This window comes from Haloarcula sp. HT12 (assembly GCF_055271655.1).
This window is the reverse complement of the sequence record NZ_JBUXKW010000009.1, coordinates 34,710-60,347: the sequence shown is the minus strand read 5'-3', so window position 1 is coordinate 60,347 and position 25,638 is coordinate 34,710. Positions and strand designations below refer to the sequence as shown.

At 54.3% G+C, this 25,638-nt stretch carries 33 protein-coding genes and 1 CRISPR repeat array; of the genes, 16 read left to right on the top strand and 17 right to left on the bottom strand.

The window, feature by feature from the left end; genetic code table 11:
- Positions 1-47: 47 nt before the first annotated feature.
- Positions 48-1,065: a CRISPR direct-repeat array (repeat unit 30 nt; unit sequence GTTTCAGACGAACCCCTGTGGGATTGAAGC).
- Between the two features lie 254 nt (positions 1,066-1,319).
- From ACY9XZ_RS21740 to ACY9XZ_RS21730, 3 genes are all read right to left on the bottom strand, one after another.
- On the bottom strand, positions 1,320-1,682 hold the full coding sequence (locus tag ACY9XZ_RS21740) for a hypothetical protein (RefSeq protein WP_463459008.1): 363 nt from the start codon (positions 1,680-1,682) through the stop codon (positions 1,320-1,322).
- A 149-nt stretch (positions 1,683-1,831) separates the two neighbouring features.
- Positions 1,832-2,209: a hypothetical protein gene (locus ACY9XZ_RS21735; protein WP_463459007.1), complete on the bottom strand. Its 378-nt coding sequence runs from the start codon at positions 2,207-2,209 to the stop codon at positions 1,832-1,834.
- Positions 2,206-3,015 carry a ParA family protein gene (locus tag ACY9XZ_RS21730; protein WP_463459006.1) on the bottom strand — a complete coding sequence of 270 codons (810 nt, stop codon included), beginning with the start codon at positions 3,013-3,015 and terminating at the stop codon, positions 2,206-2,208. Before ACY9XZ_RS21730 ends, ACY9XZ_RS21735 begins: the two co-directional genes overlap by 4 nt.
- 154 nt (positions 3,016-3,169) lie before the next feature.
- On the opposite strand from ACY9XZ_RS21730, the gene ACY9XZ_RS21725 reads away from it, so the two are divergent.
- The 6 genes from ACY9XZ_RS21725 (at position 3,170) to ACY9XZ_RS21700 (ending at position 9,179) form a co-directional block, all read left to right on the top strand.
- Positions 3,170-3,421 (top strand): hypothetical protein, encoded by a 252-nt coding sequence (locus tag ACY9XZ_RS21725; RefSeq protein ID WP_463459005.1) that lies wholly within the window; start codon positions 3,170-3,172, stop codon positions 3,419-3,421.
- A 192-nt stretch (positions 3,422-3,613) separates the two neighbouring features.
- Positions 3,614-4,921 carry a tyrosine-type recombinase/integrase gene (locus ACY9XZ_RS21720; protein WP_463459004.1) on the top strand — a complete coding sequence of 436 codons (1,308 nt, stop codon included), beginning with the start codon at positions 3,614-3,616 and terminating at the stop codon, positions 4,919-4,921.
- A gap of 931 nt (positions 4,922-5,852) precedes the next feature.
- A complete protein-coding gene (locus tag ACY9XZ_RS21715; RefSeq protein ID WP_463459003.1) occupies positions 5,853-6,158 on the top strand; it encodes a hypothetical protein in 306 nt (101 codons plus the stop codon).
- Positions 6,159-6,258: 100 nt separating this feature from the next.
- Entirely contained in the window at positions 6,259-6,384 is a 126-nt protein-coding gene (locus tag ACY9XZ_RS21710) for a hypothetical protein (RefSeq protein ID WP_463459002.1), read from the top strand.
- A 246-nt stretch (positions 6,385-6,630) separates the two neighbouring features.
- Positions 6,631-8,601, top strand: a complete 1,971-nt coding sequence (locus tag ACY9XZ_RS21705) for a GAF domain-containing hybrid sensor histidine kinase/response regulator (RefSeq protein WP_463459001.1) — start codon at positions 6,631-6,633, stop codon at positions 8,599-8,601.
- A 158-nt stretch (positions 8,602-8,759) separates the two neighbouring features.
- Positions 8,760-9,179 carry a hypothetical protein gene (locus tag ACY9XZ_RS21700; protein WP_463459000.1) on the top strand — a complete coding sequence of 140 codons (420 nt, stop codon included), beginning with the start codon at positions 8,760-8,762 and terminating at the stop codon, positions 9,177-9,179.
- A gap of 133 nt (positions 9,180-9,312) precedes the next feature.
- Here the strand turns inward: ACY9XZ_RS21700 and ACY9XZ_RS21695 are convergent, their stop codons facing one another.
- Positions 9,313-9,483, bottom strand: coding sequence for a hypothetical protein (locus ACY9XZ_RS21695; protein WP_463458999.1), 171 nt, complete (start codon positions 9,481-9,483; stop codon positions 9,313-9,315).
- Between the two features lie 389 nt (positions 9,484-9,872).
- Between ACY9XZ_RS21695 and ACY9XZ_RS21690 the strand changes: the two genes are divergently transcribed.
- A complete protein-coding gene (locus tag ACY9XZ_RS21690) occupies positions 9,873-12,203 on the top strand; it encodes a PAS domain S-box protein (RefSeq protein WP_463458998.1) in 2,331 nt (776 codons plus the stop codon).
- A gap of 345 nt (positions 12,204-12,548) precedes the next feature.
- Here the strand turns inward: ACY9XZ_RS21690 and ACY9XZ_RS21685 are convergent, their stop codons facing one another.
- The 3 genes from ACY9XZ_RS21685 to ACY9XZ_RS21675 are packed head-to-tail and all read right to left on the bottom strand — an operon-like array spanning position 12,549 to position 14,249.
- Complete coding sequence (locus tag ACY9XZ_RS21685) at positions 12,549-13,058, bottom strand: radical SAM domain-containing protein (RefSeq protein WP_463458997.1); 510 nt, start codon at positions 13,056-13,058, stop codon at positions 12,549-12,551.
- A gap of 30 nt (positions 13,059-13,088) precedes the next feature.
- Positions 13,089-13,268 carry a hypothetical protein gene (locus ACY9XZ_RS21680; protein ID WP_463458996.1) on the bottom strand — a complete coding sequence of 60 codons (180 nt, stop codon included), beginning with the start codon at positions 13,266-13,268 and terminating at the stop codon, positions 13,089-13,091.
- Positions 13,269-13,325: 57 nt separating this feature from the next.
- Complete coding sequence (locus tag ACY9XZ_RS21675; RefSeq protein ID WP_463458995.1) at positions 13,326-14,249, bottom strand: TIGR02391 family protein; 924 nt, start codon at positions 14,247-14,249, stop codon at positions 13,326-13,328.
- A 200-nt stretch (positions 14,250-14,449) separates the two neighbouring features.
- On the opposite strand from ACY9XZ_RS21675, the gene ACY9XZ_RS21670 reads away from it, so the two are divergent.
- The 3 genes from ACY9XZ_RS21670 (at position 14,450) to ACY9XZ_RS21660 (ending at position 16,228) form a co-directional block, all read left to right on the top strand.
- On the top strand, positions 14,450-14,866 hold the full coding sequence (locus tag ACY9XZ_RS21670; protein WP_463458994.1) for a hypothetical protein: 417 nt from the start codon (positions 14,450-14,452) through the stop codon (positions 14,864-14,866).
- Between the two features lie 214 nt (positions 14,867-15,080).
- Positions 15,081-15,701, top strand: coding sequence for a hypothetical protein (locus ACY9XZ_RS21665; RefSeq protein WP_463458993.1), 621 nt, complete (start codon positions 15,081-15,083; stop codon positions 15,699-15,701).
- A gap of 104 nt (positions 15,702-15,805) precedes the next feature.
- The gene (locus ACY9XZ_RS21660) at positions 15,806-16,228 is read left to right on the top strand and encodes a hypothetical protein (RefSeq protein WP_463458992.1); all 423 of its coding nucleotides are present in this window, start codon (positions 15,806-15,808) and stop codon (positions 16,226-16,228) included.
- Positions 16,229-16,291: 63 nt separating this feature from the next.
- Here ACY9XZ_RS21660 and ACY9XZ_RS21655 read toward each other — a convergent pair whose 3' ends face one another.
- The 6 genes from ACY9XZ_RS21655 to ACY9XZ_RS21630 all read right to left on the bottom strand — a co-directional run bounded on the left by ACY9XZ_RS21655 (position 16,292) and on the right by ACY9XZ_RS21630 (position 19,750).
- Complete coding sequence (locus ACY9XZ_RS21655) at positions 16,292-16,852, bottom strand: hypothetical protein (RefSeq protein ID WP_463458991.1); 561 nt, start codon at positions 16,850-16,852, stop codon at positions 16,292-16,294.
- A gap of 2 nt (positions 16,853-16,854) precedes the next feature.
- Complete coding sequence (locus tag ACY9XZ_RS21650; RefSeq protein ID WP_463458990.1) at positions 16,855-17,055, bottom strand: hypothetical protein; 201 nt, start codon at positions 17,053-17,055, stop codon at positions 16,855-16,857.
- A 297-nt stretch (positions 17,056-17,352) separates the two neighbouring features.
- Complete coding sequence (locus ACY9XZ_RS21645; RefSeq protein ID WP_463458989.1) at positions 17,353-18,003, bottom strand: hypothetical protein; 651 nt, start codon at positions 18,001-18,003, stop codon at positions 17,353-17,355.
- A gap of 177 nt (positions 18,004-18,180) precedes the next feature.
- Positions 18,181-18,993 (bottom strand): GAF domain-containing protein, encoded by an 813-nt coding sequence (locus tag ACY9XZ_RS21640; protein ID WP_463458988.1) that lies wholly within the window; start codon positions 18,991-18,993, stop codon positions 18,181-18,183.
- 212 nt (positions 18,994-19,205) lie between these two features.
- Positions 19,206-19,457 (bottom strand): hypothetical protein, encoded by a 252-nt coding sequence (locus tag ACY9XZ_RS21635; RefSeq protein ID WP_463458987.1) that lies wholly within the window; start codon positions 19,455-19,457, stop codon positions 19,206-19,208.
- A complete protein-coding gene (locus ACY9XZ_RS21630) occupies positions 19,454-19,750 on the bottom strand; it encodes a hypothetical protein (protein WP_463458986.1) in 297 nt (98 codons plus the stop codon). Before ACY9XZ_RS21630 ends, ACY9XZ_RS21635 begins: the two co-directional genes overlap by 4 nt.
- Positions 19,751-19,902: 152 nt before the next feature.
- Between ACY9XZ_RS21630 and ACY9XZ_RS21625 the strand changes: the two genes are divergently transcribed.
- Positions 19,903-20,142 carry a FaeA/PapI family transcriptional regulator gene (locus ACY9XZ_RS21625; protein ID WP_463458985.1) on the top strand — a complete coding sequence of 80 codons (240 nt, stop codon included), beginning with the start codon at positions 19,903-19,905 and terminating at the stop codon, positions 20,140-20,142.
- Here the strand turns inward: ACY9XZ_RS21625 and ACY9XZ_RS21620 are convergent.
- Positions 20,103-20,306: a winged helix-turn-helix domain-containing protein gene (locus tag ACY9XZ_RS21620; RefSeq protein WP_225306857.1), complete on the bottom strand. Its 204-nt coding sequence runs from the start codon at positions 20,304-20,306 to the stop codon at positions 20,103-20,105. The genes ACY9XZ_RS21625 and ACY9XZ_RS21620 overlap by 40 nt on opposite strands.
- 334 nt (positions 20,307-20,640) lie before the next feature.
- Between ACY9XZ_RS21620 and ACY9XZ_RS21615 the strand changes: the two genes are divergently transcribed.
- The 5 genes from ACY9XZ_RS21615 to ACY9XZ_RS21595 all read left to right on the top strand — a co-directional run bounded on the left by ACY9XZ_RS21615 (position 20,641) and on the right by ACY9XZ_RS21595 (position 23,952).
- Positions 20,641-21,321 carry a transcriptional regulator gene (locus ACY9XZ_RS21615; RefSeq protein ID WP_463458984.1) on the top strand — a complete coding sequence of 227 codons (681 nt, stop codon included), beginning with the start codon at positions 20,641-20,643 and terminating at the stop codon, positions 21,319-21,321.
- The gene (locus ACY9XZ_RS21610) at positions 21,318-21,635 is read left to right on the top strand and encodes a PadR family transcriptional regulator (protein ID WP_463458983.1); all 318 of its coding nucleotides are present in this window, start codon (positions 21,318-21,320) and stop codon (positions 21,633-21,635) included. The genes ACY9XZ_RS21615 and ACY9XZ_RS21610 overlap by 4 nt, the downstream gene beginning before the upstream one ends.
- Before the next feature lie 643 nt (positions 21,636-22,278).
- Entirely contained in the window at positions 22,279-22,578 is a 300-nt protein-coding gene (locus ACY9XZ_RS21605; RefSeq protein ID WP_463458982.1) for a hypothetical protein, read from the top strand.
- Entirely contained in the window at positions 22,578-22,790 is a 213-nt protein-coding gene (locus ACY9XZ_RS21600; RefSeq protein ID WP_463458981.1) for a hypothetical protein, read from the top strand. The genes ACY9XZ_RS21605 and ACY9XZ_RS21600 overlap by 1 nt, the downstream gene beginning before the upstream one ends.
- Positions 22,791-23,070: 280 nt before the next feature.
- Positions 23,071-23,952, top strand: coding sequence for a hypothetical protein (locus tag ACY9XZ_RS21595; protein WP_463458980.1), 882 nt, complete (start codon positions 23,071-23,073; stop codon positions 23,950-23,952).
- A 618-nt stretch (positions 23,953-24,570) separates the two neighbouring features.
- Here ACY9XZ_RS21595 and ACY9XZ_RS21590 read toward each other — a convergent pair.
- From ACY9XZ_RS21590 to ACY9XZ_RS21580, 3 genes are read right to left on the bottom strand one after another with little or no spacing between them, the layout of a single operon-like run.
- On the bottom strand, positions 24,571-24,879 hold the full coding sequence (locus ACY9XZ_RS21590; RefSeq protein ID WP_463458979.1) for a DUF7521 family protein: 309 nt from the start codon (positions 24,877-24,879) through the stop codon (positions 24,571-24,573).
- Positions 24,876-25,202 carry a hypothetical protein gene (locus ACY9XZ_RS21585; protein WP_463458978.1) on the bottom strand — a complete coding sequence of 109 codons (327 nt, stop codon included), beginning with the start codon at positions 25,200-25,202 and terminating at the stop codon, positions 24,876-24,878. The genes ACY9XZ_RS21590 and ACY9XZ_RS21585 overlap by 4 nt, the downstream gene beginning before the upstream one ends.
- A 1-nt stretch (position 25,203) precedes the next feature.
- On the bottom strand, positions 25,204-25,545 hold the full coding sequence (locus tag ACY9XZ_RS21580) for an ArsR/SmtB family transcription factor (RefSeq protein ID WP_463458977.1): 342 nt from the start codon (positions 25,543-25,545) through the stop codon (positions 25,204-25,206).
- Between the last annotated feature and the right edge of the window lie 93 nt (positions 25,546-25,638).

Genomic DNA, 25,638 nt, shown 5'->3' with positions numbered 1-25,638 from the left:
GGATTGAAGCTTTTTGAATTGTTCTATGACACCCTAACGTGTGTGAGGTTTCAGACGAACCCCTGTGGGATTGAAGCCCGTGTTCTCGCTGCACGAGATAATGGTGGTCAAACGTTTCAGACGAACCCCTGTGGGATTGAAGCTTTTTGAATTGTTCTATGACACCCTAACGTGTGTGAGGTTTCAGACGAACCCCTGTGGGATTGAAGCTTGGTGATCCTGGTGCTGAAGAAACTAAGTGGCGCGTTTCAGACGAACCCCTGTGGGATTGAAGCGAAAAGGCAGAACAGGTGAAAGAAGAACGGAGTTTCGTTTCAGACGAACCCCTGTGGGATTGAAGCGTGGTATGACTGAGGCAGAGCCTGATCCTGATTACGTTTCAGACGAACCCCTGTGGGATTGAAGCACCCCTCTACGACATGGGTGGCAATCTCGATGGCTCGGTTTCAGACGAACCCCTGTGGGATTGAAGCACGCAGGAGACGGGCGAGATCGAGGTGCGGTGTACGGTTTCAGACGAACCCCTGTGGGATTGAAGCGAACACGGAGACCGGAGCGAACACGAAGAACAACAGGTTTCAGACGAACCCCTGTGGGATTGAAGCGAAGTCGACCCGAGTGCATCGTCCGGACAACTGTACTGTTTCAGACGAACCCCTGTGGGATTGAAGCATCCCCGAGAACGCCCGGACAGAGACGAGTAGCGAGTTTCAGACGAACCCCTGTGGGATTGAAGCAGAGAAACAACTTAACGAAGTCTACCCCGAAGCCTAGTTTCAGACGAACCCCTGTGGGATTGAAGCCTCGTTGACTGAGCGTTTGCCCCGCTCGGGAATGTCGTTTCAGACGAACCCCTGTGGGATTGAAGCACCGAAACCGTCCCGCTAGTGTTCAAATCGGACCGTTTCAGACGAACCCCTGTGGGATTGAAGCTGCTCCATCTCTTAACGGTCGGTAACGACACTCCGAGTTTCAGACGAACCCCTGTGGGATTGAAGCGACAGAGACGCGAAAGTGAACTATCTCGTTGGCGCAGTTTCAGACGAACCCCTGTGGGATTGAAGCTATCTATACGAATAGGGCTCACGCCCACTGTCCCCTGCCAGGAGCTGTGCCGGCGCCGCGGCAGCTGCTGCCCAGCGGTAGCACCAAGCCCCTCGGTTCAGTGCGTTTTCTCTCGTCTCTCGACAATACCGCTCTTGGAAACTTTGCCTTTCTGACGATAACCAACACCTGGATTGGTTTCAGGTGTTGCGTTGGTTAGTTTGCACACGCTAGTTTGAGTGTTCACATACACCACTGTTTCCGGAGTAACATGCCTACGCTGGGCTGACCGGCGCCACGTACTGACTCTTAACTTTCTCTTCGTCGCGCCACTGGAGGTAGTAGTACTCCCGATCGTCGATTGTCTTCACCGTCAGCGTTCCCTTCGAGCGCGCGATCTCCGCGGCCTCGTACGCCTCGTCGATTTTCTCGTCCCAGTCGTCCTCGTCGTCGGCCCACTCCTCGGGCGCCTCGACGGCGACCGCGTCGTCCGTCACGCTCTTCGCTAGCGCCACGGCCAGCTCGTCGACGGCGCCGACCGCCTTCTCGTGGGCATCGCGAGTGTCCTGGTCGAGCGCCTCAACGTCGATCCGCTCCAGGGCTGACAGTGCTTGGTGGGCGTATTCTTCGTCGCTCATATGCTAACCAACACAGACCGGAATAATAGGGTTTGTGTTGGTTAGCCCGACACCCCGCCATCGATGTGTTCTTACACCCCACTGTTTCATGTGTAACACGCAAAAAGAGCGACTCAGCTACCGCGAATCAGCCGATTTCCTGAAAGGGTCTACAACTCGTCCAAGTCGAGATACTCGATAAACTCCTCCCGTCGCTCGTCGACAACGAATGTTACGAACGCCTCGTAGAAGTCGTCGTTCTTTGCGAGCCCGCCTTCACCGGCAATCTTCGACCGACCGTCCAACTCGTCGTAAAACTCCCGTAGCCGCTCGCGTTGCTCGGGTCTTAGGTACATCGCTTCCTGCTTTCGCTCTCGAACACTCGCCCCATCTGCCTCATCCGTCTCTTGCGTCTCGTCCGCCACATCTACCATATCTGAATTATCTGAATTATTCGAATCATCCGTATCATGCGCATCATTTGTATCATCTGTATCGCCTGGCTGATGCGACCGAAACCGGTCGCGGAGGACGTCGTCGTCGCTCATAATGTTTCCTCCAGGTGGGCCGCTATCTGGTCGTACTGGTCGCGCAGGTCTGCAATGGGGTCTGTATCCCACGGATACCCTGCATCATCTGCATCATACGCAAACACCGATGTCCGATATTCGATAGCGTGCTCGACGGCATCCCGATCGGGGATCTCGAAGACGAACTCCTCGCCGAACGTCTCGACGAACCATGCCTCCAGCTCGGCAGCGATGTTGCCTTGTGCTGGAACCTCGTTCAAGACGGCACCAGCGGTCGTGACTGAACACTCGAACTCAGCCTCTAGAGTGTCAATCTCGTCGAACAGGATCTCCAGAGAGTCCCGTGCAATCACATTCACACGCGTTGGGAAGAGCACGTTCTCTGCTGCGAGGATACTCCCGTCAGCCAGTGGGCCGAGGTTCGGTGGTGTGTCGATGATGATGTAGTCGTACTCATCGTCCAGTCCGGACTCATCGAGAGCTAACGCTAGCGACTCGGTCCCGCGACGGTCGGTGTGGAGATGCTTTTCCAAGACGAAGTTCTTCAACGACGCCGGTATCAAATCGAACTCGTCGTCGACAAGCACGAGTTCACTCAAGTCGCTGTAATTCAACTCACCGACGTCGGCCAGCACATCGAACAGCGTCTGGTCGTGTTCTCGGTACCGCTCTCGATGCCCGAGCTTCAGCGTCATCCCGCCCTGCGGATCGGCGTCGAGAGCCAGGACATCGTGCCCTCGGTCGGCTAACGCACCGGCTACGTTGATGCTGGTGGTTGTCTTTCCCACGCCGCCTTTCTGCATCCCAACCGCAATCCGTGTCATCGAATCACCCGTATCATACGCATGTAGTGTCTTGTGCGATTGGTATAAATCATACGTCAGACACTGCCGACACACCGTGTGCCGAGTGTAAATCGAAGCGCGTTCTGGGCCGAAGAGTGAAGGCGAACCGTCGAAGATAGGGTATAGCTCCCAAATGAACGACACCAAACGCCGCGTCCTGAACACGCTGCTTGCACAGGACAACGAGTATCAGGGCGAGTGGACGAGCCGACGGTCGCTGTTCACGGTGGCTGTCTCACACACTGACCGCTCGCCGGAGGATGTCCAGGCCGCGCTGGACGAGCTCGTTGACGATGGGTTGGTCGAGGATCAAGGCGAGCGCTATCGGCTGACTGACGACGCCGAACGGGTCCCGCACCCGGGCGAAATTACGTCTCGGGACTGACGAATTTCTCGAACGGCTGTTTTCGCCCGTCAGACTTTCTCTAGAGCCGATTCATGTATGTATCATTATAGCAATTTCTATACAGCGATATACACTTTAAAGCAATATTTGCCATACGACCGTAGAGCCATAAGTCTGGGACACGTCTGCTGTGGCAACAGAATTATCAGGTTTTAGTGTGTTTACCTCAGTATGCCGAAATCGGCTGATTCAGATTCAGAACCCGGAAAGCACGAGGGTTCCCCCGGGATTGAGCGGACGAAGCCGTGGCACTCCGCCGACGACGTGCCCTGGACGCTGCTCACCGAGGACCAGCTCGCCGACGCCTACGAGGCCGTCGTCGTTCCGGCGCTGCGCGCGGACGGCCACGACCCCGAGACCGACCGCCCATCCTACGAGTGGCTCTCGAACAACGGCTTCCGCGGGCTCACGTACGCGCTGAAAGAGTACCACGACACGACGTTCGCCGAGTTCTGGTCTGAGACCCTGTGCTACGACACCGAATCCAGTGGGTACGACTGGGATATCGAACACGACGAGACACGCGAGTCCTTTCAAGAGTATCTGGACGCCAAGCAAGCGGCCGCGGACGACTGGACGGACAGCACACGTGAAACCATGCGCTACCGACTCGCCCGCTACGCCCGGTCCTACCGAGAACGGCACGGCACCGACGACCTCCTCTCGCCCGTCGACGCCGACAGCGATATTACGGAGACCGAAGCCGTCGACCGCTGCCGGGAGACTTTCGCCTACATGTCTAATGAGTACGCTGAATCCACCATTGCACGCGTCCATGATGCAATCCGGACGTGGTATGGCTGGCTCGTGGAGCGCCGTGTAGCGACTGTCAACCCGACCAACGGCGCTGAGGATTGGTTCTCGTGGACTCGCTCCTCAGACAGTGACCCGGTTGCCCTCGATCCCGAGCATGTCCGAACTATGTTCGACGCCGCCATCACCAGCCGCGACCGGATGCTCGTCGTCGCACTTGCGGGTTGGGGCCTGCGGGCCGGTGAGGTCGCGGCGCTGCACCAGGACCAGCTGCACCTCGACGCCGACGAACCCTACATCCAATTCGACGAACGAAAAAACGGCCCGGGGACTGTCGCCATCGTGTTTGGTGAAGATGTCGCCCGCCGGCACCTTTCTCAGGTTGATGGCTATCTATTCCCCTCGGAGCGTTCGAAAACCGGCCACGTCGACGGAACGACAATCGCAGGTTGGTTCCACGACCTCGCCGACAGGGCTGGCGTTCCCGAAGAGATCGACGGCGTCGCCCGGAAGCCCCACATGGGGCGACGGTTCTGGTACGACGCCTACTCACGGACGACACAGGACCTGCTGAAACACGTGCAGGCTATCGCCGATGAACAGGGCAGTGCGAGCGCGAAAGTGGTCTTCGAGGACTATCTGACCGACGAGCGAAAACGAGAACTCCGGCGAGAGTTCATGCGAGAGAAACTGAGTGCGGCGTTCGACGGTGAAGGTGGTCTCTAAGTGTGCCTGCAAACTGAACTCTGAGACTGGATGCAGACAACAACACTGTCGGCGGCGAAATAGTTGCCGACGATGAGCCATATAATACCGATTCTGGGGGCTACTACGCGGACGAAGCTGTTATCGAATGGTAAAGGGGTGGGGATGTGGGGGTGGAATACAGACACCGGAAAGTGGATTCACGATGGTGTCTGTGATAGCGGTTTCCGGCGCTTCTATTATCAACCTTCTGTAGTACAGTACTCGGGACTAGATTCAAATGCTGGAGCAGGCGTTGTTCCGCAGATTTGCGTTCCTGTGTCGTCCAGTGCATCCAGTCCTGTCGGCGAACTGGACTGGAGATCAGACTCAGTGCCAGGTTCGAAGATAGTTGCAGTGCACTCACGGCAATCCGCAGGATTCTATGTATGGACTTTCCAGCAGTAGCCTTCCGTGATTGCTGATGGTCATTTGGATGCCGTATCGTTCTTGGCACACTGCAGCGCATCACTCGAATAGCTAAAACTGTGTACTGATTGATCGAATAACTTGAATTTCAATGCTACTTTTCATAACTTTTTACTTCAGAGAATCCTCCGTTCCCGCCATGTCGGAAACCAATACTGAACGAAAACATGCGATTCCGGACTCGGTTCTCAATCACTTGACCGCTGCCTATGACCACGCCGAGAACGATGAGACACTGTATCACATCCGGGAAGCGCTTCAAATATCCAAAAGTGAAACCGAAGTAACTGAAGACATCAATGAGACATTGCTTGAGTAGGTCTGAGGGAACACTCACATCACGGTCTACTGATGACTACAGAGCTTGCTGACTGCTCTGCCCAGTAGAGCAACCGAACGATTCCGGTGATATGGATCGTGACATTGCTTTGTAGGGTGACCGGCGTGGCTGCTGGTCTCTTGATATATTCACACTCGAGTAGTAATGAATGCGGAATCAATTGGGACCAGACAGCCTGTTGAACCGGCTGGAATTCATATCAGGGACGGGATTTATGATGATGTGAGTGACAACCCTTCGCAAGTCGATAGTATGACTTGTGATCAGGTTTCAGATGACAATCCGCCAGAGCAGGGATGGACCACCGATGAGCAAGAAATTGCCCATCTCGTTGAGGACCTCATTACTTCGGATCAAATACCTGCTGAGGTACCAGACAAAGCGAAGAAACTCCACGATTCTGGTCACTCTCACGACGCACTCAAAACGATCCTCGAATCCATCGACTGATTGGGTAATCTCAGCGTATAATAGCAGAACATACCCGGTACGGTTCTCGCTGAACAGACAATACAGGTCATTAAGTAATTAGATCTGTCAGGCTAATTGTATGGAAGAACTCCTCATTGCCATCCTCAAAGGAGGTGAACTCGTCGCCGATTTCTGTGCTGCGGTCTATGAGAAGGTCTGTTCAGATGATGAAGCGGATGGAGCAGATCAAGAGACTCGTAATTAATTGGAGTCAGTTCGCACGCATAGCGAACAGTCCATTCAGGCAACATTGTCTGAAAACAGTACTCCCCCCCCATTCTCACTGCTGATTTTGCTATCTACGGTAGCTGGGTGTCTATTAGTCCTATCTAATTCGGGACCACAGAGATCGTTCCGACCCTCTTCACTGATAGGTGAGCAAATAAAATAGAGACTTAAAAACAGTCCAAACGCCCATATAGGATGATATTAGATATTACGAGGTACAAGTATGTGCGGATCTAGTGGGGCCACAACAGACGGTCACTATCAGTATCGCGAGGCCCTTCTTGAGTTGACGACAGATGAAGATATCATCTCTGGAAATATAGATGCTAGTATTCAAACCATTAGTGAACTTGCCGCTGACGTCCTGAATGTTCCCCGGGTTAATATCTGGCTCTTTAACGAAGATAAGACCCACCTCCGCTGTATTGACCAGTTTGACCAGCGAACAAAATCCCATTCAAATGGTCAGAAACTGTCCACCTCCGTGGCTCCAGCGTACATCAATGCACTTCAATCATCCCGAATCATTGACGCCACGGATGTATATTCTGATTCTCGTACTGCACAACTCTACAAACAGTATTTCGAGTCACATAATATCGGTGCCTTGCTTGACGCCACGATCCGATCAGAAGGGGATGTCATTGGTGTCATCTGCCACGAACACATTGGCGGGCCTCGACAATGGACTGATCAGGAAATCCAGTTCGCTGGCGATATCGCTGACGTGATTCATCGTGCCTTCCGAAACTGGGAGAGTCGTCACCAACGACAACAGTTGCAATTCAGACAATCACTGCTTAATGCCCAACATGAGACCGTCCCGTATGGCGTTGTAGTAATTAGCAACAACGGCGAAGTCCTGTCGTACAACGACCGGTTTCGGCGCTTCTGGGAGTTGTCTGACAACGCGCTTGAGCGGGAAACCAACGAATCTCCTCTCGAGCAGATACTGCCTCAGCTGGCGTCACCAGAGGCGTTAGCTGACCGTATTGACCAGTTCCAGACTCATCCCCACGAGGTTGACCATGGGGAACTGACGCTGTCTGATGGGCGGGTTGTAGAGTGGTATTCCGCTCCGGTTGTTGGTGACGATGACGAGTACTTTGGGCGCCTCTGGATGACTCGCGACATCACAGAGCGAAAAGAACGCCAGCGGGAGCTCGAGCGCAAAAACCGGGCGATCGAAACGGCTCCAATTGGCATAACACTCTCCGACCCTGCACAACCAGACAATCCACTCACCTACGTTAACAAGCGGTTCACAGAACTCACAGGCTATGCTGAAACAGACGTATTGGGGCTGAACTGTCGGTTTTTACAGGGAGAGCAGACAGCCCCGGAACCAGTTGCAGAAATACGAGCGGCAATTGATGCGGAGCGACCAGTAACGGCTGAGTTGCGAAATTATCGCAAGGACGGGACACAGTTCTGGAACCGCGTCACGATTGCACCAGTGTATGACGACGATGGAGCGTTGTCGAATTACGTCGGCTTTCAGCAGGACATCTCTGATCGGAAAGAAGCGTCGCGGCAGCTTCGCGTGTTGCATCGTGTGTTACGGCATAATCTTTCGAATCAGCTGACAGTGATTCGAGGCTATGTTGATTCGTTAGCGGAATCGCTGGCCGATGATGTCCCAGACGCTGTAGCGGGAATTCAGAAAGAAATCGATCAACTGGAGGCGGTAATCAAGAAACACCGGAAGATCGTCAGTTTGCTGGATGAAGCGCCAGAGTCCCGGACGTATACGGTTGATGAGATAGTGGCACCTGCTGTTAGCACTGTTACGAACGACCACCCTGACGCCGACATCCGGATTGACGCCTGTGAGGAACAGGTTGAAGCAATCCCAGTAATCGATATCGCAATCGAGGAGTTGCTCTTGAATGCAGTCGTCCATGCTGATTCACAGCCATCAAGGGTACAGATTACAAGTGAGGGACGAAATGAATTCGTCGAAATCAGTATCGCGGATAACGGACCTGGGCTGCCAGCGGAGGAAATTGCAATTCTGCTTGGAACGCAAGAAGTAGAGCCATTGAAACACGGAAAAGGATTAGGAGTCTGGCTAGTCTATTTAATCGTCTTTCTGTCCGGAGGGATGATCGATGTCGAGGACTCGGAGGGCCAAGGGACTGTTATTTGTATTAAATTACCACGGGTAGAGGCGTCTTCGTCACGTTTCGACTAACTGCATCGTTGAATCTGCTCGGTTGCTTCTGCTACCCCTGTTTGGTCAGAGAGATACTCCGCCGAGATGGCCTATTGCATTAGCTTACAATTACATGTCGTGTACGGATGTTTATTCACCAACTTTTAACAATCAGGGAAATATCGCTTCAGTTGAATATGACAAAAGCGCTCAAAGCAAGCGGTTTCCTCGGACTTGCAACGATGATGGTGGTTGGACTGTACCAGTTCATTCTGCTCTCAGGTGGCACGGGTGTCCCAGGCTGGATGATCGGCGGGCACGCACATCTGGGCGTGATTTCCATTCTCGCAATTGTCATGGGATTTGCTGTGCCCGCTATTGGCGTCACAGGTCAGCTCCGAACCGCTGTGACAGTCCTGTTTATCGCGGGGCAGTGGGGGATTCCAGGTGTTGTCTGGATCGGTGAAGGCGCTGGGCTGACCTTCCTGATGCCGACTGCATTTCTCTGGGGACTCGCACTGATTGCCTCCATGCTGATCATGCTGTACAAAACGCTCACCCAGGACCCAACAACGCCGGGTGGTGGTCCGTCTCCGGCCTCTCTGACTGACGACTGACCATTCAATAGCGAATCTGAGTTCAGTACGACGACTTTGTGTCTTTCAGAGAGTTCCTGGAATTACCTTCTCAGTGTGCAGACATACTGACTAGTCGGTTCTGAGCTTTCTCAGTGAAAATTCCCGATGCCCCTCAAATCCGCCACATCCTCGTCACGATCTCCCGCCATTGACAGCCGTTCCAGATAGTCTCGATACGCTCGAACCCGCCATCACTCCGAGGTTCAAACCCGATCTTGCGCGTGGGACCGCGCACAAGCTCGTACACGAAGCCCTTCGCATCGACGACGGAGACTTCGCTCATTGGTTCAGCACCCGGACAGCCTGCTCGACCAATGACTCGCGCAGCCGCCTCTCGGACCAGCCACAGCACTCAGCTGCCCACATCGTTTATCGACCATCCGGGTACTGAAGCGGTCAGTACAGATGATTCACATATCGACACACAGTAGGGATCTACCTACATTGTGTCAGAACCCCGTGCGAGATACAGAGCGTGTAATCAGCAGACAAAGCTGGTTTAATTCACGCATCAGTGTCTGAACCAGATTGTAGATAGAACGTGCGTCTTCGATATGGCTGTTTATTTTGTTACATTATATTCTCTCACATCATAGGTAACCTCTACCGGTATTGAGTGGGTATGCTACTCACCCACATACTTAACTCAAGGCCATCTATATCTACATATCAATGAGTAATCCGGGTTCTGAGATTCGTGTCCTTCATGTTGACGACGATCCGGATTTCGCGGATGTGGCAGCGACATTTCTTGAGCGTGAAAACGATCGGTTCATCGTCGAAACGGTTGCCAATCCCGTCGAAGCGGTAGAAAGACTCGCAACCGAGGAGTTCGACTGCATCGTGTCCGACTACGACATGCCACACCTGAACGGTATCGAGTTCCTCGAAACCGTCCGGGAGGACCATCTTGAATTGCCGTTCATTTTGTTCACCGGTAAAGGATCCGAGGACGTCGCCAGCGACGCACTTTCTGCGAATGCAAACGACTACCTTCAGAAAGATAGCGGCACTGATCAGTACGAACTCCTCGCAAATCGCATTCAGAATTGTGTCCAGCAGAATCAGGACAAACAACGCCGAGCGCAGCTTGAGCGTATCCGCGCTATCGTCAACGATATCAATCAGCAGGTGGCCCGGGCCTCTTCAGAGCAAGACATCAGATCAAGGGTCTGCAGTATTCTTGCTGATGCCGATTCGTATCGCTTCGCGGTATTCGCCGAGGTTGATCCCGACACGAAACAAATCAAACCCCAAGCCTGGCAAGGCACGGGAGAAGGGTTTCTCGAGGAGTTTAAAATGAGCGTTGCCGAGGACGAACCGGGACGACAGGCCCCTGGTGGGCAGGCGTTCCATGAGCGAGAGATCGCTGTCGCACAGAATATCCAATCGGACCCTACCTATGAGGGCTGGCGCGAGTTGGCGTTAGACCATGGGTTCCAAGCGCTTGCTGTCGTTCCGCTTGAATACGAGAGCAAATTATATGGTCTGCTCGCTGTCTTTGCCGATCGTCCTCACGCCTTCGACGACTTGGAACAAGAGGTTCTTGCGGAATTGGGTGGTGACATCGCCCATGCGCTCAATGCTCAGGAAATTCGAACTGATCTCACAGAGAGCAAGCTTCAGTTAGAACGATATCAAGAGTATACTGAAGATGTGCTTAATGCCATCAATGACATATTTTTTGTCCAGGACACGAATGGAAACTTACAACGATGGAACGACGCCCTTGCCGAGGTAACAGGCTATTCGGACGAGGAGATCGCTTCGATGAAAGGTATCGAATTTGTTTCAAAGGACCATCGCGAGGGAACAGCAGCGGCGATCCAAGACGTCTTCGAAACAGGACATGCGCGAGTGGAAGCTCCATTATTGACGAAAAGCGGTGAGACAATTCCCTACGAGTACACGGCAGATCGAGTTGAACATCCTGATGGCGAGCCACGCCTAGTCGGCGTCGGCCGAGACATCAGCGAACGCAAACAGCGTGAACAAAAACTAAGAGAAAGTGAGCGTCGTTACCGCACTCTTGCGGAGAACTTCCCGAATGGCGGCGTATTTCTGTTGGACGAGAATCTTCGATTCCAGCTCGTCTCTGGTGCTGGCTTCGAGCCGATTGAAATCTCTCCTGATGATCTGATTGGCAGCTCCGTTGACGAGGTTGATCCGTTCTCAGATGAGGTCGTCGATACTCTGGAATCGACCTATGCACAGGCGTTGGAAGGCGAGAAGACGACGACAGAACTGACGTACGAGGGGAATATATACGATCTTTGGGCTGTTCCCATACGCAATCAAGATGGAACTGTGATACAAGTCTTGGCAATCACCCAAGATATCACCGAGCGCAAAGAACAAGAACATGAACTCAAGCGCCAGAACGATCGACTTGAAAAATTCGCCCGGACCGTCAGTCATGATCTCCGGAACCCGTTGAACATCGTAGAGGGGCGGCTTGAGCTGGCTCAAGAAGATTGTGACAGCGAACATCTTGATCATGCATCATCCGCGCTTGATCGGAGTCTCACACTGATTGAGGATCTCTTGACACTCGCCCAGGAAGGCGTCAGCGTAGATGAATTCGATGTGGTTGACCCCGGGAAAATCATGGAGGACTGCTGGCGGACAGCTCCGACTGGCGAGGCACATCTGGTCACTGCGACCGATCGGATGATTCGGGCGGATTGCAACCGTCTCGAGCAGTTATTGGAGAACCTAATTCGGAATGCAGTCGAACACGTCGGCGAAGATGTGACTGTCACTATTGGTGATTTTGAGGACGGATTCTATGTGGCGGATGATGGACCAGGTATCCCAGAGGATGATCGTGAGCAGGTGTTTGAATCAGGTTACTCAACAGCAGTTGAGGGGACAGGCTTCGGGCTCTCAATCGTGAAGGAGATTGCTGACGCACATAATTGGGGCATCCGTCTCGGTGATAGTGAGACCGGTGGCGCACGCTTCGAATTCACTGGGGTTGAGGGCCCACCCGCTGATGAATGAATTCGCTGTCTCTACCAATCAGTCCCTCATGAGATGAAGACTGTCCCGTGACCGACTCGACCGCTGTATTTCGCACGATTATCGGGACACCTCTTTGAGTTGGTAGAAACCTCGTCGCTCAGTACGCATACCCACTGAGCGGGTATTTCTGGTGAGATCGTGAGCAACAAACGACGGGCAGAAATCAACCGATAGTCGGCTAACCAACAGTCACAGGTATTGGTCAGCTATTGTTGGTTAGCGCTTTTCGCTACACTGCCGCCGCGACATGCTGATACTCGACTTGCGACGGTGTCGGCTGCAACATCAACCCGCCGGACCCTGACGCGGTGCCTGATAGACACGTCAGATGAGATGCTCTATAGACTCGCCGTCCGAGGCTAACTCGGACTGCTCAGGCGAGGCGTCCGTAGCACGTGTAGAGAACGACTCCGGTGAGACGGCCTGTTGCATTGCCTTGAGCTTTGACCGAAGTTGGCCGCTCGTCGAGCGCACCAGCTCATCATCAGGCCAGGAATGCACTTCGAGCCCGTCGAAGCGCGTTGCCACCTGTTGGACTGTATTCAGTTGATTGAGAGCGTACTCGACCCAGTACTGGTGGCTGTCTTGCATCTGTTGCAGTTCGCTGACAACGTCGCTGTAGCCGGCTTGCTTGGCGGCAGTGAGACACTGCTGGAAATTCGCGCCACGGGGGTTGATTGGCTCGTGGAAGACGACAACCTCACCGAGCGCTCTGAAGTAGCTGAGTAGCTCGTGAAAGTCGTCTTCGCCCATCGTCGGGTATGTTGGCGACATCGAGACGAACACCGACACACCGGCCTGCTGGAGCTTATCTAACGCCTGCCAGCGAGACATCAACAGAATCTCGCACTTCGAACGAAACGATCACCGTGACATCCACGCCACCGTCGAGACTGTCGAGAAGCCGATTGTCGCGACGACCAGCACGCCGAGGTGGTCGGCCTTCGGCAGGTCGTACAGCCGGGTCAGAACGACGACAGCGCCCAGTAACTTCGCGACGACGAGCGTGATCTTCGCGAGGAGTTCGTACTGGTCGCTGTTCAAGTCCCCTCCGTGGCGTTGACGACGGGTTGAGTGGGCGATGCGAACAACGAGATAGCTCTACTCAGTCGGGGTATCGTGATATCGATCCAAGGTCGTCAGGAGGTAATCAAATAGATGAAGGGCGTTTTTGGCCTGTTTTGCATCTAAATCATCGAGATACGTGTCTCCATCAGGGTCAATTGTTCGGTGGCTGAGTGGGTTTCGGATGCTCTGATATGCTCCATCGAATAGCATCCTTAGCCCATTTTGCTCCCCATTGTGTGATGCTAATGTGATTGATCCATCTTCGGGCGTTAACGCTGCAGTGATCAATTTGTGGCCACTTTTTTCTGCAAGTGACTCTGGGCTCAGGTCTCGGATTCGCTCTTCCATAATTTGCCCCGCAAGTCGGAGGGCTTCCTGGTACTCGCCCCGTTCGTAGTGTGGAACACACCGGTCCACTAGTTCACCATCATGCAGATCAACCGTTTCGCTGTCGGTCATTGAAGAACTGAGCTCGTCAAGGAATGTAAGTAGACGCTCAGCATTACGTCGGTCTTGTGGACCGTCCTCTGTTTCTACTTCATGATACCGGATGGTAGGACTCATTTGTCCTGGTGCCCCAAATGAGATCCGCTCATCATCTGCTGTAAGTATAATTTCGTCTATTTCATTCGGGTCTGATGATCCACTGCCGGCCCAGATATTCTGGGCAGTCCCACCACTAAGCGGGAGGGTTGTTGATCGTTGAATGCCATCGTTTTGTTTCAAATGATATGCAATAAAATCGTGTATCTCTGCAAACGAGTCACTGTTCGGAAAATGAAGTTTTCGGTATGTTCTTTCACAGTTTGATCCAACGGGATTCCCATCAAGAATCAGCGTGTTGTCTGGAAAGTCATCTGAAGAGGGATAGGCCTGTATATATATCGACACTTTGTCTCGCCATTCAGACGACTTGTTCACCGATTCAAGCCAGATCTCTAGTTCATCGGGAGTCATATACTATCTTCTATGTCCGAGTATTCAAGCAACACGAAGAATCAGAGATTCCACTGAAACATTATATCTTAATAATAAAGATGCTACATATACTTTCCAGAACCGTTCATTTTATCTAATCTGAGCTAGACTATTAATCCACTTCATTCGTGTGTGCCTCTCAGTCAGACACAAAAGAGTCCAATCTGTTTGAGACAGCCTTGGAGTCTGTTCAAGAGCGCTACGAGTTCGCCTACTGGCACGTCCCTATCGGATATCTATTGCTAGTAATTGTGACTGCTTATATCCTCTTAGCTAACCTCTCGTCGGTTACGATCTACGCATATTTCATCTTAAAATACGCAGCCCCACTGTGTATCATCAGCGGTGCTGTGGGATTGGCTTATGGCCTGCAACACGAACTTGAGTATGAACTGAATCCTTACGGTCTACTATTATCTGTGCCGCTTGGAGTCGGCATCGTACTTTTCCTCGGCGTCTGGGGGGCAGGGTTTAGCGACATCGCACTCAACCTTACTCCTTACCTACTTGTTTTGTTCGGGGCCTCCCATTTGCTGTACCTCTTTTTCCTGGCGATTCAGCGGGATTTTCACCAGTTGTTTTCCGGATACCTGTAAGCCCCTAGGTTTATTCCTTTGATATGCTACCTAGCAGTCGAGAATGGAGCGTCGGGGTTTCCTCAGGGGGGCAGTCACAGCTGGCACGGCCGCACTTGCTGGTTGTTACAGCCCTGGAGAGGTGTCGAGTAGCAGTGACGTATCAATTCCAACGCCATCCGTTAGTGGCTTGGACAAGGATTGGAAAATCCGAGATGAGCAACCAACCCAAGAGATGACATCCGTAGAGGTAGCGGGGATGGATCTCTCTTCGTGGTACGCTCGGACAACAGTCTGGGAATATACACCACTCAAACAGCGACTCCAGAACCGAACGCTGGATCAGTTTTCATCGGCGGCGTTCGTTTTCTTTGCAACTCGAATTCGAGTCGAGGGGCAGGGCGGGCAGTTATCAGCTCGGTTACTCAGACCGGCGGTAGAAGACCCGGTGATGAATCGGATGGAACAGATGGGTGTCTCCAATGTTTCGAAGGCAAACACGATTCCGGGAAACATCGAGACTCAGAGTGGTACAGCTTTGGAGATGCAATTTGAGGGGGATTATGTCAAGCAGGATATTGAGTTCTCGCTGCAAGTTCCTGAGAAAGGTGCGGAAACGTACAGTTTCAGTCGTGTAGAAACATCTGTCCGGGCCGTAACGGGCTTTTGGAAAGCCGGCGGCGATTTCTACCTTGCAGGCGGGGCGTTCCCGACAGAAGACATAAGCAAGCAGAAGCGAGTCCCGATAACAGCTGGTCATCGGCAAGGTATTGATGCGATCATTTCGATTAACCTGCGGTTTGACCCTGATCAATACGAACAACAGACGCAGGAACTAATCGGAAGTGTTCAATAAATATCAAAATCTCGAATAAGATGTTCTCAGGTAAACAGCGGTTGCGAGATATTGTTCCACGACCACCACGATACCTGACTGATCTAGTCGGAGAAAGACTGTTATTGGTCCTGACACAACTTGAGGAAGTTGAAAAAGAAGGCATCATGGACTATGATGAAAAAGAGCCGGTAGTCAGAGATGTATTCTTGGAGCAATTCCATTATCATGTTAAGTGGCCAGCTTATGCGATTCTTCTCGTCATAACTGCCTTCGTTATTAATGTTCGATTCGGTTCCGTCCAGCTACAGGCCTATGGGCTTGTTTTCGATATGGTTGGTGGGGTTTTACTGGCATTAGGGATCGTCCGTGGTAAAGGGGGTTTGATGCGAGATACTCGGGAGCCCGGTGCTAGGGTTGGCGGGGATGAGGTGAATATTCATCAACCAGCACTGAAGGCAAATATTGCAGACACAATTGACGGACTATTTGGAGCGATATTCCTTGTCGTTGGATTTAGCATCCAGATCGTTGCTGTCCTCAGCTAAAACGATACTCTTGGATTGGCTTGCCCATCTCCTGGTACTCACGTGGCCCTCCAGAGTTCGAATCTAATTTGTCGGAGCGGATTGACGAGTGATGGCTGTCTCCGTGAAACTCAACCCGAATTTGAGTACCCCGCCAAGAGCGACGTTAGCGAAGCCAGCGACTGCCAGAGCGTAGCCGACGGTACCCGCTGTCGAGGGTTGCAAGAGAGCGATTTGTATGCCGGACGCATCGGCGCTAATCGACAGTAGGAGCGTCATCATGCCCGCGAGAGCAACGATGCCACCGATACGCAGTATGTTCCCTGAAATTGCTCGTCCCTCTTCACACACGCGAGCCAGCCAGTAGCGTTCGGCGGACACAGGACGTTCACGCTCTTCATCAGCTAAGTACCATGCCAGATTACCACGCTCTGGATGGCCGAGTCGCTTCTTGTGCACGCGGCCATCTTCCTCAAGATCGTCCAGCCGATTGCGAACCGCGCCTTCTTTCAACCCGATTCGCTCATCATCACTGACCTCAGTTGTCCCGACGAACCCGGCCTCGCTTTCGCGGATCACGTTCAGAATCAACTCGTCGGTGATTCGCTCTTCTTTCTTTTCGGCGAGATAGTCTCTGACAACCATGATTACCTCCCAGAGACCCCTCCAATGAGCGATGCGACCAGCGCGACTGCCAGAACGACCCCGAGCAGGATCATGAGCACACCAAACGTGCTGAGATTGTACAGAACCGAACTGGATCCGACCGCCGAGCCGATCAACAGGAGCATGAACCCACCGACGATGAACGCAATCGCTCCCTCGACCGCTTCGCCCGCGTCACTCATAGTTGCCTCCGTTCGATGCGCGTGTTCTCTCAGTTCGTCTGAACATCACATGAATCGCCAGGGATTGCATTGGTATATATGGGTTTGACCTTTCATATTTTCCGGTGTCAACCGCTGTACGGGGTGGCTACACTCTTCACGCCGATTTGCGTTCGACGAGAATTCGGTCTGGGTCGATCTGGGACTCGGCCTAGGCTGATTCGACGGACGGCGGCGGTATTATCAAATAGAACTCGTGAACAGTCTCAATAGTGGCACGCATACTGTAATCGGATAACGGCCGTGAAGTTCTACACATCAAGGGAAACCTTTCCCCCATTTTCCTGTATCGAGGCCATCAATTGAATCAATGTACTCTTCAGAATTTTCAGTAGAGAGGGCAGCCAGTACATGCTTTTCGGTTATATTCTTCACTCCCCGTTTTTCTTCGAATAACATCTCGCTGGGACGGTCAACGACCGTCTCACACTCCGGACACAGCCATACTCGTTTTTTAAGCGCGATGTAGTGTGTCTTGTTCCGGTGAAGCATTTCGGTTTGGCAGTTCGGACAGCACGGCCCTTTCTCAATATATGTGTATTGGTCGCTGCCACGGCGGGATTCGCCGAAAGCTACGTACCAGTCGGCACCGTACTGCCGCACGACACCGTACCACGTCAACTCACTTGGCCTTGATGTACTGCTGAATACACCTGGGGAGTTGCTTTTCTTAATCTCTCGTCGTCGGTATATAAGAGACTGGACGAGCCCTATAGTGTAGCGCACACCGAAGTACACAGGGGTGAATAGTACGACAGTTAATGCACCGACTCGAAGTATGGGATCCGTCAGCACTACGTTGAAAACCTCGCTGTTGATCGAGTCAAAAGGGACGACAATGTTGAGGAGGAGTCCACCAACCAGTGATGGTAGGAGACCCCATGTGACCCATCGTCCGATATCTGACATTATGGAAACTAAGAGATTCGCAGGGCAAAGCGATTTCGGAAAAACAAGGTTTCAAGACTCTGTTGAAACCCTCAGCACCTGATACGAAGATCCGTGCTGAATATAGGTGAGCCACTTATCATGCTCGACAGGAGGTTTCCGAGCCAAGTCACTCAATCGCCGATCACCGATTGGACACTAATTTATCCCATACGGCCGTTCCATTGTAGCTGCGTGTAAGGCCCGTTCTTGCCGACGTTGTTCGAGTTCGCTACCTACCCAGTTACTGAGTAGTTCGACAACCGCCCGTTCCCAGTCGGAGAACGCCTCCTCCCGTGGATCCGTATCGTAGAAGCAAAACGTCCCGTAGATTGCCCGATTCACGAACACCGGCACACCGATGTAGGAAGACACCTCAAAAGCTGAATCTGCTAATTCCGGGGCCTCCTGCTCCACATTTCTGAGAACGAGCGCTTGTTCGGTTTCGACTACCCGCTTGCAGACCGTCTCTGCCAAGGGAACTATCTCCCCGGCCTGAAGCTCGACGCAGACTGTTCCATCGACCGCTTCAAACACGTAGGAGTCTGAATCCACGTACGAGAGCGTGCCAGACTCCATCCCCAGCGTTTTGCGAACGACTTCCAGGAGGCCGTCAAGCCGCTCAACAAACGGCCGTTCACGAGCCGCGATTACGTCTGCGATATCCTTCATTGCGCGTTCCCGGTGGGCGAGGGCGTTCGCGAGACTATCCGGTGTTTGCCGCAACAACTGTTCCGTAGTACCGGGGTTGTCGCTGATGCTAACGGTTCCCGTCCCATCGATAGTAACAGTGTATCCGGAGTGCACGAACTCCACGTCCAAGTACGGACTGTGGTGTCGATTTTCAGCGCCAGTAATCAGAGTTTCGAGTGCATCTGTATCAATAACCTCGTTCAGAGGAGGTTCGAGGTCAGGGGGGTCAACGCCTTCTCGGTCTGCCATTTCCCAGACTATCTTTTGTAGAAGGTTCATTCCCTAATACCAGTCAGTCCACAGGAAAAACCCCCTCGTTCACCCGGTTCTCTACAACAGAATGTCTGGGACTCGGTCAGTACGCACGCTTACTAAGTAGTTGTTTCAGGAGAGTCCCCGAGTAACAAACGACGGTCAGAAAGCGGATTGGGAGTTGGCTAGCCAACAAACAAGCAGTATTGCCTACGTTTGTTGGTTAGAACTCTGTTGTTCTACACTGTTGCCGCCACGTGCTGATACTCCGCCTGTGACGGCGTCGGCTGCAGCGTCAACCCAGCCAATGCCAGCTCACGTAACACCTCTGGCGGCACCCCATCAACATCCCGAAGCACTGCATCAAGCGTCCATTCACCGTACTGGCTCGCGCTCGGCGCAAGCACATCCACGGACTCAGTAGCAACTTCCTCTTGAATCGCTCTCGCAGCACGTCGCACCCGCTTCCGTTCTTCCACGGTGCAGCTCATGCCTCAACACCTCGAACGAGATCGCCGACGAGCGACCCACCGACATGCGGGCCGATATCCCACCCACGCTCCCCACGCGTGTATTCACACCACTCCGAGAGCGTCTCAAAAGGCGTCTCTGCAAGCACAACCTTCTCTGCCTCACCGTCAGCCGTCACAACAGCCACAGCAAATTCATAGCTGTCCCAGTAATGCGCGGCACCCTCACCGTCGACGCCGAGAAATAGCGGTCGGCCCTGGGTAAGTAGTTCGCGTGCGGTACGTTCTTGTGGATTGGATTGCGTAGTTGCCATTGGTTCTTCCTGGAACCACGCGCCTCGGTGCTCCAACACCGGGGCGATTTCGTGAGAAATCGACCAGCGGCGCGTGTGTTCCTACTTAATCTGTTGTGGCGGCACACCAATAAAACTATTGTTCTGATACAACAATAGTCGGTTAGACACCTATGTCTACGAAGGGTCCGGAACCAACGGTCAGTGATAACGAGCTAATCAAGGCAATCAGTCAAACCAGCAGACCATTCGCAACAGCTGGGGAGATTGCTGAATTGGTCGATTTATCCAACTGGAGAGTACGCCAGCGGCTGGAGAGGCTCGACGAACAGAATAAAATCAACCGTTCGCGGATCGGCGGCGGGCCGTTTATTTATTGGCTGGATGGCTCTTTTTCGGACGAATCTAGGTAACGTCGCCCGTTGTCAGTGAGCCACCATGCTCTGGCGTTGCCAATTTTATCCGATTCAATCAGTCTCTCTTCCTCTAATCGACTGAGTCGTTTTGATGCCGCCTGTTGGCTGATTCCAACCATATCTGCTATCTCCGTCGTCCCGAGAGCCGGTTTGTAGGCCATATGCATGGATCTAAGCAGTTCTTCGTCAGAGACAGTCGGGTCTGGCCCACGACGGTTAGTCACATCCTATTCGTCGCTCTCCTCGGTAAAAGGAATATTTGTTCTAAAACCGTTGTGTCTGCACAACCTATAAGTGGGCCCAACTGCCTTGATTATCATATACGACGCTGACCGAAGCGGTTGGTTCGGGGAAGCGTCGCACTGAACCCATGACCGTTCGCAAGCCCATCCACGAAGAGTCGCATCGCTCCCCAACTACGAGACAGCGTCCCATTCCGGTTTCCGGAAACGACCCGAGTAGCCACTTCATTCCCCCCGTCGGAGGGATGTGTGCATGACCGTCTGGTACGAGTGCTCCGCCCTCCAGCGGGATCTCCTGAAAGCGATTGCCGACCACGACCACTACGACCGCGACGCCACCGCCGACGCCCTCCAGACCGCCGTCGAAACCCGACGCGAAGCCACGCTCGACGACGCCCGCGTCACGGATATCCTCAACAACCTCGAAGCCAACGAGCTGGTCACCAGCGCCGACGGTACCTACGCCCTGACCGACCGCGGCCAGGACGCGATCACCCAGGCTGCCCGCTCGCTGGCTATCGCCACCGGCCACGACCTGGTCGTCACCGACGGCGGCACCACCATCCCCTCACACACCGCGGCGGCCACCCGACTCGACGCCGTCCTGCAGGCCGCCGAACCTGCCCTCGCCGACGACGAACTCGCATTGCTGGAGGCCGTCAGTACGTACCTCCGGAACACGGACGGCTTCGTCGTCGAGACGCATGCCGAGCCCGAGATCCGAAGCCACGCGCTCGATATAATCGCCACCAGCGAGGACGGCAAAGGCGCACCTGCCGGCGACGTGCTGGATACGCTCGCCCAAGAGTATGGGACCGACCGTGCGATGACGGCCCTGCTGGATCTCCTGGTGCAGGGCGACTGTTACCAGCCACAGCCAGCGACGCTCCGGCGGGTCGACACCGACACCGGCGAGACGGGAGGCGACCGATGACGACCTACCACGAACTCACCGGCTTCCAGCGCGACCTGCTCGAAGCCATCGCCGCCGTCGAGGACGATCCCTACGGCCTCGCACTCAAGGACTACCTCGACGAGCGCTACGCCGAGCCGATCAACCACAGCCGCCTCTACCAGAATCTCGACCAGCTCGTTGAGCAGGACCTCATCAACCGGGACGAGCTTGACGCCCGCACCAACGTGTACACGCTGACTGACGCTGGCAGACACGAGCTCCAGCGCCAGGCAGAAACACTCGCAGGCCTGTGTGATCGGCCCCAGCCCCTCGCTGACGGAGGTGCACAGTAATGACAGCGCAAAGTTGTCGCTGGAATATCAAACAAGTTTTATATTTCTACCATGGAGTAAAACCCGGGCGACCGTGGGCACAGAACGAGTCGCCCGGAAGCCGGTGTTGTCAGAGGCACGGGCGGATTCTGGGTCCAGTCCAGTCGCTTGCTCAAGCGGTCCGTGCAAGCGAGTTGGGCAGCGATCCGAACCCGTTTAGAACTAATGCATGTTCAACAATTAGTTCTTATGTAACTGATTCATACAGGTTTGCTTGGCTGAGAATCCCATTCGGCAGGCAGTTATCCTGCACGAGTACACACAACGCAGTTTCGGCTCCACCGACACGCACCCAAAACGCACAGCTCTCTCGTGCAAAGCAGCAAACGGGTGGTGGGCAGCCAGGGGTTTGGTGGTGTGGGAGTAGGGGGTTGGGGGGTGGCGTGTCCACCATCCGAAGTCGTCATCCACAACGATGGGTTCTGGACCCGGGCCAATCGATGAATCCGGGGTGGATTAAGGGGAGATGGAGCGGGGACCAGAACCCAACCGACCGATATGTAATTGGTAAACAAAACGCCTGTGATATCGTCTCGCGGTTTAGTCGTTCAACGCCCAGCGTGAACCTGCTGACAGGCCGCTCCCGACACCAGGAGGTGGGCCGATGACTGCCCAGCCGACCGTCGGCGAGATCGTCGCTATCACGACCACCGACAGTGAGCCGCTGTTGCTGGTCTGTGGCATTACCGATGCCCAGGCCACGGGCGTATTGCTGGCAGACCTCGCGACAGAAACGCTCCATCGGCTGCGGGCGTCCGAACCCGACACGACTACACGCCGGCAGCTGGCCGACGCAATCGGTCGGACTGACGAGCTGATGGCGTTCACTGTTCCGACGGCAGATTGTGCGCTGGTTGAACGCGACAGCAGCCGCCCTGAGCCATTCGAGGGAGGGGGTGACTGATGGCCCGCGCCGACCCATCACCGGGACCTGCGACCGAGACAGCGCCGCCAGACACGCTGCAGTGGCGACTCCGCTACATGGTCGGTGATCTCGAACACTACACCGAATGGACGGCCGAGTTCCCCACCATCGAGAACTACTACGACCAGTACCGCCGCGGTGACCATGCTCACGATGTCGTCATCGAGCGCCGGGCGGTGGTCGAACGATGACCGGCCACGGCAACCACTACGGTGTCGACCACGACGACTGCGAGGCACCGGAGTGGGTGCCGGAACCTGGTGCCAGCGAGACTCGGGCCACGGACCGGGGAGACACCTGATGAGTGCTCCTGGTCGCATCCAGGCCGTTGCCACGAGACAAATCCACCAGACGGCCCAGGGTTGCCACGAACCAACTGCCACGTCGAGAGAACCCCAGCGACATCGCCAATAGCCCGTGCTGTGGTCAGCACTGCTCGGTTCGATTCCGGGGACGGGTACTGTGGTCACGATGCCACGACAGACGACTCCCAACGACGACGGCACCGACAGCACAGCTACCGATCAAGCGCTCGCCGACGAACTCGGTATGGACATCGGACAGGATGACACGGATCTCGACGAACTCCAGTCACTCGTCAGTGACCTCGGCGACGAGATGTCTCCCCTCGTTTCGAGTGTTCTGGAGACGCTGGTCGCGACCATCGGCGACCTCCAGGAACGCGTCAACGATCTAGAGGACGACGTCGAACAGACCCACGACGTTGCCACCACGGCGGTCGGCAACGCCGCCACGAACGACCAGCGCCTCGACGACCTCGAAGCACAACAGGAGGCGACCCACGACGTCGCCAAGAGTGCCGTCGCCAAAGCCCAGCAACTCGAAGCCGATGCCGACCACCAGGAAGACGCCGAGCAGTTGCCCGAGGGCATCGAACCCAGCAGCTCGCCGCTAGATTTCTTCACGAACTGCCGCCAGTCCAAGGTCAAGACGATGTTCGTCGAGCGGTCGAACCGCCAGAACACCTACCGAGCGATCAGCATCGCCAAGCGCTGGCCAGAATTTGCCACGAAGCGAACCGACGGCAGCGGCGTGTTCATGACCAAAGCCGACCTGCAGACGGCCCTGACCGCTGAACTCGGGAAGGAACCACACCGCCAGACAATCAAGCGGGTCTGGGAGAAGCTCATCGAGATCGGCGGCGGCGACATTGTCGAGAAAACTCGGCAGGTCGGACGGGATCAGTCCAAAACCGAACTGCTCGCGATGGATATGGAGACCGCCGAGGGACTGCTTGAGAAGCGCTACGTCGGCCTCGATTTGCTGGAGAACAGCGACCACAAAGCCACGACGGGTGGCGTCACACCCGTTGTGGTGGAGTCTTCGCCCTAACCCTGTGACACGCACCGAATAGGACGGGATTTGGCACTAAACCAACGCTGTTGGACGCGGTGGCACGTGCCCTGCCGCCGCCGACGCCGCTGTCTGCTAGCTGCAGGAACCGAGAGCGACCCCCTGTTTTCAGGAGTGTAGTGAGTAGTCGTAACACGAACGGAGCGACCACAGCTATTCAGTCGTTCACAACGGGTGTGACGCCAAGTCTAGTCACGTGAATTTCCCGTGGCTCCCATCCTTGAGTTGGGTTAGCGATGGTGTCAGATTTTCCACATACATAGAGATATCGGATATCCAGCGAGCTAACCAATATTTCCAACCGGTGTTTTTGCCTTAGCCCGAATACGACGACTGCAAGCAAAATGGCGGGCAACGGTCTTCCAAATAGACGTCGAGCGGCTCGGGCCGAAATTCTATTACACCAGTTCCGCAAATTCCGCTAGCCATTAATCGAAGGCAGGGCGGTTCTCATGCAGATAGGTTTCTGTTCGGCTAGATGTACTCATCCTCCTGATTCCGCCAGTCTCCAGGCTGAGCAGGCCAAGTGCCTCGGGACTTGACCCCGAGGCGGCTCACTGAAGAGTGTCTAACTTACAAGCCCGACGTCAGTGACTCTCAGTCCCTAAGGAGTGCATACAGGACAGCACTCAATCCTGCAACTGACACACAGCCTCGGACAAGCAAGACAACACCGTCGCCAGCTCCTACTGCATCGATGACGATAGCAGCGAGAAAGGCACCGGTAGTCAACAGTCCGATGCCGATAGCGAGCGCACGCATCCGGGGCGCATCGTTTCGCTTGTACCCCCGATATGCCTGTATCGAAACGAAGAGTCCGACGACGGCAGTCAATCCTCCTGATAGTATCGCGATATTGCTGGGAGCGAGTACGCTGGCGAGTACTGAATCGAGTACGAAGATCATATCTTATCACCGTAGATGGTCCACAGAATTGTCCCGAGTCCCAACATTTCACAGACACTTACAATGATTGACTGGGGGGCTGTCCCGACAGAGGTGAATGTTGGCAGCCCGAATCGGAGGAGTTCAGGGACTGTTGTGAGTAGCACGAGCCCGACGGCGAGCCAGAGGATGCCCGTCTGTCGTGGCCCACGGAAATATCCTCGGACGAGTAGCCCAGCGATTGCAAGTGAAAGCGCCACCGAGAGAACCAAAAGCGAAAGGACAGCGATCGCTATCGGCGGTTCGGTCCCGGTCGCGCTGAACTGAAGCAGTATCTGGCGCATGTCAGGAAAGCCCCTCGAATAGGTCGGTAAAGCGATCGGCCGGGTCTGTCGACGAACGGGCAACGGTCACCTCGTAACTCCCGTCATCGAAGGTGACGGTAACCTCATCGACGGTTGCGACGTAACACTTGTAGTGGTGACCATCCGGGTCAAGCTCCTGCTTGGCGGTCACGAGTCCGACCTCCTGCAGTCGATCGAGTCGCCGGTAGGCCGTCGGGTTCGATATCTCGCAGGTCGTGCAGAGTTCGGAGACTGACATCGGTTCCGTGGTGAGTTCGACGAGGATAGCACGGGCGTACTCGTCGTCGAGCAGCGCGAGGAGCTCATCCTCATCCTCGTCCATGTCAGAACATGGATAGTGTCAGTGTAAAAAAGACTGCACATCTTCTGTGTCTGAAGCTGTGTGCCTGTTTATATACTCCTGTCAATTTATCAT

What these genes read in the sequence shown, in the direction of transcription:
- ACY9XZ_RS21620 (WP_225306857.1), bottom strand. Translation starts at nt 20,306, where the DNA reads ATGGCCTACAAACCGGCTCTCGGGACGACGGAGATAGCAGATATGGTT.
- ACY9XZ_RS21655 (WP_463458991.1), bottom strand. Translation starts at nt 16,852, where the DNA reads ATGGTTGTCAGAGACTATCTCGCCGAAAAGAAAGAAGAGCGAATCACC.
- ACY9XZ_RS21635 (WP_463458987.1), bottom strand. Translation starts at nt 19,457, where the DNA reads ATGAGCTGCACCGTGGAAGAACGGAAGCGGGTGCGACGTGCTGCGAGA.
- ACY9XZ_RS21605 (WP_463458982.1), top strand. Translation starts at nt 22,279, where the DNA reads ATGACTGCCCAGCCGACCGTCGGCGAGATCGTCGCTATCACGACCACC.
- ACY9XZ_RS21580 (WP_463458977.1), bottom strand. Translation starts at nt 25,545, where the DNA reads ATGGACGAGGATGAGGATGAGCTCCTCGCGCTGCTCGACGACGAGTAC.
- ACY9XZ_RS21625 (WP_463458985.1), top strand. Translation starts at nt 19,903, where the DNA reads ATGTCTACGAAGGGTCCGGAACCAACGGTCAGTGATAACGAGCTAATC.
- ACY9XZ_RS21740 (WP_463459008.1), bottom strand. Translation starts at nt 1,682, where the DNA reads ATGAGCGACGAAGAATACGCCCACCAAGCACTGTCAGCCCTGGAGCGG.
- ACY9XZ_RS21685 (WP_463458997.1), bottom strand. Translation starts at nt 13,058, where the DNA reads ATGTCTCGCTGGCAGGCGTTAGATAAGCTCCAGCAGGCCGGTGTGTCG.
- ACY9XZ_RS21615 (WP_463458984.1), top strand. Translation starts at nt 20,641, where the DNA reads ATGACCGTCTGGTACGAGTGCTCCGCCCTCCAGCGGGATCTCCTGAAA.
- ACY9XZ_RS21650 (WP_463458990.1), bottom strand. Translation starts at nt 17,055, where the DNA reads ATGAGTGACGCGGGCGAAGCGGTCGAGGGAGCGATTGCGTTCATCGTC.
- ACY9XZ_RS21590 (WP_463458979.1), bottom strand. Translation starts at nt 24,879, where the DNA reads ATGATCTTCGTACTCGATTCAGTACTCGCCAGCGTACTCGCTCCCAGC.
- ACY9XZ_RS21595 (WP_463458980.1), top strand. Translation starts at nt 23,071, where the DNA reads ATGCCACGACAGACGACTCCCAACGACGACGGCACCGACAGCACAGCT.
- ACY9XZ_RS21730 (WP_463459006.1), bottom strand. Translation starts at nt 3,015, where the DNA reads ATGACACGGATTGCGGTTGGGATGCAGAAAGGCGGCGTGGGAAAGACA.
- ACY9XZ_RS21585 (WP_463458978.1), bottom strand. Translation starts at nt 25,202, where the DNA reads ATGCGCCAGATACTGCTTCAGTTCAGCGCGACCGGGACCGAACCGCCG.
- ACY9XZ_RS21645 (WP_463458989.1), bottom strand. Translation starts at nt 18,003, where the DNA reads ATGTCAGATATCGGACGATGGGTCACATGGGGTCTCCTACCATCACTG.
- ACY9XZ_RS21665 (WP_463458993.1), top strand. Translation starts at nt 15,081, where the DNA reads ATGACATCCGTAGAGGTAGCGGGGATGGATCTCTCTTCGTGGTACGCT.
- ACY9XZ_RS21695 (WP_463458999.1), bottom strand. Translation starts at nt 9,483, where the DNA reads ATGAGCGAAGTCTCCGTCGTCGATGCGAAGGGCTTCGTGTACGAGCTT.
- ACY9XZ_RS21715 (WP_463459003.1), top strand. Translation starts at nt 5,853, where the DNA reads ATGAATGCGGAATCAATTGGGACCAGACAGCCTGTTGAACCGGCTGGA.
- ACY9XZ_RS21675 (WP_463458995.1), bottom strand. Translation starts at nt 14,249, where the DNA reads ATGACTCCCGATGAACTAGAGATCTGGCTTGAATCGGTGAACAAGTCG.
- ACY9XZ_RS21725 (WP_463459005.1), top strand. Translation starts at nt 3,170, where the DNA reads ATGAACGACACCAAACGCCGCGTCCTGAACACGCTGCTTGCACAGGAC.
- ACY9XZ_RS21600 (WP_463458981.1), top strand. Translation starts at nt 22,578, where the DNA reads ATGGCCCGCGCCGACCCATCACCGGGACCTGCGACCGAGACAGCGCCG.
- ACY9XZ_RS21720 (WP_463459004.1), top strand. Translation starts at nt 3,614, where the DNA reads ATGCCGAAATCGGCTGATTCAGATTCAGAACCCGGAAAGCACGAGGGT.
- ACY9XZ_RS21710 (WP_463459002.1), top strand. Translation starts at nt 6,259, where the DNA reads ATGGAAGAACTCCTCATTGCCATCCTCAAAGGAGGTGAACTCGTCGCC.
- ACY9XZ_RS21700 (WP_463459000.1), top strand. Translation starts at nt 8,760, where the DNA reads ATGACAAAAGCGCTCAAAGCAAGCGGTTTCCTCGGACTTGCAACGATG.
- ACY9XZ_RS21630 (WP_463458986.1), bottom strand. Translation starts at nt 19,750, where the DNA reads ATGGCAACTACGCAATCCAATCCACAAGAACGTACCGCACGCGAACTA.
- ACY9XZ_RS21690 (WP_463458998.1), top strand. Translation starts at nt 9,873, where the DNA reads ATGAGTAATCCGGGTTCTGAGATTCGTGTCCTTCATGTTGACGACGAT.
- ACY9XZ_RS21610 (WP_463458983.1), top strand. Translation starts at nt 21,318, where the DNA reads ATGACGACCTACCACGAACTCACCGGCTTCCAGCGCGACCTGCTCGAA.
- ACY9XZ_RS21705 (WP_463459001.1), top strand. Translation starts at nt 6,631, where the DNA reads ATGTGCGGATCTAGTGGGGCCACAACAGACGGTCACTATCAGTATCGC.
- ACY9XZ_RS21640 (WP_463458988.1), bottom strand. Translation starts at nt 18,993, where the DNA reads ATGAACCTTCTACAAAAGATAGTCTGGGAAATGGCAGACCGAGAAGGC.
- ACY9XZ_RS21735 (WP_463459007.1), bottom strand. Translation starts at nt 2,209, where the DNA reads ATGAGCGACGACGACGTCCTCCGCGACCGGTTTCGGTCGCATCAGCCA.